This window comes from Pseudomonas sp. Pseusp97, from assembly GCF_047304025.1.
Taxonomy (GTDB): domain Bacteria; phylum Pseudomonadota; class Gammaproteobacteria; order Pseudomonadales; family Pseudomonadaceae; genus Pseudomonas.
The window spans coordinates 1-2,912 of record NZ_JBGLYK010000376.1; the positions used below are offsets into that span (position 1 = coordinate 1).

Below are 2,912 nucleotides of genomic sequence, written 5' to 3' on the forward strand. Positions count from 1 at the left end.
GGGCGGGGGGATGCGGGCGGTCGGCTGACCGGGCGGCTCTTCGTAGGAGCGAGCTCAGCTCCAGGTGCCCATTGTAGGAGCGGACCTTGTCCGCGAATCTCCGCAGCCGCACCTGCGTTACAGGATGAATATCCTGTAGGCGGGCGCAGTGTTGAGGTGCTCCCTGTTGGAAGGCATTCCGCCGCGAGGGATTTCGCGGACAAGGTCCGCTCCTACGTGAAGTCCTGCCTTCTCCCTAATCCTGGCTGCGCGCCCTGCTCCGAAGGGAGAGGGGACCGTTCGTGCAGGATGAGACCAGGGCGTCAGCTGGCACGGATAGCTCCCTCTCCCTTCAGGGAGAGGGCTGGGGAGAGGGAAAGCCCAGGCACGGACTTTCAGAAGAAGGCAGTTGCTCCGACAGGGTGAGCCCGCGAGCGCAAACCGGGAGGGTCAATCCCGCCATCTATCCCCCGAGGGATATATACACCCCGAAAGCCCCGTTGCTAGCGTGAGCCCCAACAAGAACAAAGCGGGAGCGCGCGGTGATGGAGAGCGGTCAGGACTTCGATATCGAATTCCGTAACGTGGTCAAGCGCTACGGCAGCGTGCCGGCGGTCAACGGGCTGAGCTTCAGGGTGAAGCGCGGCGCCTTCCATTCCTTCCTCGGCAGCTCCGGCTGCGGCAAGACCACCACCCTGCGGATGATCGCCGGCTTCGAGCAGCCCAGCGAAGGCGAGGTTCTGCTGGCCGGCAAGGCGGTGGCCGGGGTGCCGGCGCACCAGCGCGCGGTGAACATGGTGTTCCAGCACTACGCGCTGTTCCCGCACCTGACGGTGGCCGAGAACATCGCCTACGGCCTGCGCTATCGCACGCCGCGCCCGGACCGCGCGCAGCAGCGCCGCATGGCCGACGAGGCGCTGGAGATGGTGCGCCTGTCCGGCTTCGGTGCGCGCAAGCCGCACGAGCTTTCCGGCGGCCAGCAGCAACGCGTGGCGCTGGCCCGCGCGCTGGTGAACAAACCCACCGTGCTGCTGCTCGACGAGCCGCTCGCCGCGCTGGACCGCAAGCTGCGCAAGGAGATGCAGTCGGAGCTGCTGCGTCTGCAGCGCGAGGTCGGCATCACCTTCGTGCTGGTCACCCATGACCAGGAGGAAGCGCTGTCGATGAGCGACAGCATCAGCATCATGAAGGACGGCCTGATCATCCAGACCGCCACCCCCGAAGCGCTCTACGAGACCCCGGCGAGCCGCTACGTGGCCGACTTCATCGGCGAATCCAACCTGTTTTCCGGCACGGTGCGCCGCCTCGACTCCGGACGTGTGGTGCTGGGCACCCCGGCCGGGCTGGAGCTGAGCAGCCCGCCGACGCCCACCGGCCCTGCGCTGGCGCCCCAGGCCGAAGGCTGCATCGCGGTGCGACCGGAGCTGGTCGGCATCGCCGCCGCCGATTCGGACCTGCAGCGCGAAGTGCGGCTGAAGGGCCGCGTCGAAGACCGCATCTACCTGGGCAATCTCACCGAATACCGCGTGCGCACCGACGCCTTCGGCATCGTCTGCGTGCGCGTGCCGCGCAAGGCCGGCGGCGAGGCGGAAGCCTTCGAGCATGGCGCGCCGGTGCAGGTCGGCTGGAACCAGGCCAGCGGCCTGGCCATGGCGCTCTGAAAACGATCCAACCCTAACGACAAAAGATCAGCAGACAGGCGGGGAGTGACGATGGACAAGAAGAGCTTCATCAAGACGATGCGCAGCTGGGAAAACGGCTCCATCACGCGGCGCGACTTTCTCGGCAGAACCGGCCTGGGGCTGGCGATGGCAGTGGTCGCCGCCAACACCCCCGGCCTGCTGAGCGGCAAGGCCTACGCCGCCGAGGGCAGCAACATCGGTGATCGCCTGGCCCTGGCCACCTGGCCGAACTACCACAGCCAGGAGAACTTCGACGCCTTCGCCAAGGCCACCGGCGCGCGGGTGCAGATGAACGTGTTCGGCTCCAACGAGGAGATGCTCGCCAAGCTGCAGGCCGGCGGCAGCGGCTGGGACGTCTTCGTGCCGACCAACTACACCATCAGCACCTACGTGCAGCTTGGGCTGATCGAGCCGCTGGATCTCTCGCGCATTCCCAACTTCGACCCCAAGGCCTTCGAGGAGCGCTTCATGGCCCAGGGCACGGTGGACGGCAAGGTCTACGCGGTGCCGAAGAACTGGGGCACCACCGGCATCGTCTATGACTCCAGCCGCGTGAAGGGCAACCCGGATTCCTGGAAGCAGTTCTGGGACCTGACCCTGACCAGCGCCTCGGGCCGCACCATCGTCCACGACTACCAGCTCACCGCCATCGGCAACGCGCTGAAGTACTACGGCTACAGCTTCAACTCGCTGGACCCGAAAGAGCTGGCCGAGGCCGAGAAGCTGCTGATCCAGGCCAAGCCGCACCTGTTCGCGATCAACTCCGACATCCAGCCCTCGCTGCGCAACGGCGACGCCTGGATGGCCATGGCCTGGACCGGTGACGCCTCGCAGCTGCACCGCGACAACCCGGACATGACCTTCGTGCTGGGCAAGGAAGGCGGCGAGATCTGGAGCGACTTCTTCGCCATCCCCAAGAGCGCCGAGCACCGCGATGCCGCCTACGCGTTCATCAACTACCTGCTCGACCCGCAGCACAACAAGCTGGAGGTGCTCTCCCACGGCTACCCGAGCGGGGACAAGCGCGTCGATGCGCTGCTCTCCAAGGAGATGCTCGACGACCCGATCATGTACCCGGCGGCCGAGCGTCTTTCGCCGCTGGAGTTCGGCGCCGCGGCGACCCTCACCAGCCCGGCGCGCGCCGAGCTGATGGCGCGGTTCAAGGCCGCCTGATCGGCTCTTCGTAGGAGCGAGCTTGCTCGCGAACGAATTCCCCGGCAGCTCTGAGGCTGGGCGGGTTCGCGAGCAAGC

General features: G+C 66.8%; 2 protein-coding genes. Both read left to right on the forward strand.

Annotated elements, in window-relative coordinates; genetic code table 11:
* The first annotated feature begins 524 nt into the window (after nucleotides 1-524).
* The gene (locus ACCC94_RS29035; RefSeq protein WP_413353039.1) at nucleotides 525-1,640 is read left to right on the forward strand and encodes an ABC transporter ATP-binding protein; all 1,116 of its coding nucleotides are present in this window, start codon (nucleotides 525-527) and stop codon (nucleotides 1,638-1,640) included.
* Between the two features lie 51 nt (nucleotides 1,641-1,691).
* The gene (locus ACCC94_RS29040) at nucleotides 1,692-2,834 is read left to right on the forward strand and encodes an ABC transporter substrate-binding protein (protein ID WP_413353040.1); all 1,143 of its coding nucleotides are present in this window, start codon (nucleotides 1,692-1,694) and stop codon (nucleotides 2,832-2,834) included.
* The last annotated feature ends 78 nt before the right edge of the window (nucleotides 2,835-2,912 follow it).

Bases quoted from the DNA above. Each gene is read 5' to 3' on its own strand.
- ACCC94_RS29035 (WP_413353039.1), top strand. From the start codon at position 525: ATGGAGAGCGGTCAGGACTTCGATATCGAATTCCGTAACGTGGTCAAG.
- ACCC94_RS29040 (WP_413353040.1), top strand. From the start codon at position 1,692: ATGGACAAGAAGAGCTTCATCAAGACGATGCGCAGCTGGGAAAACGGC.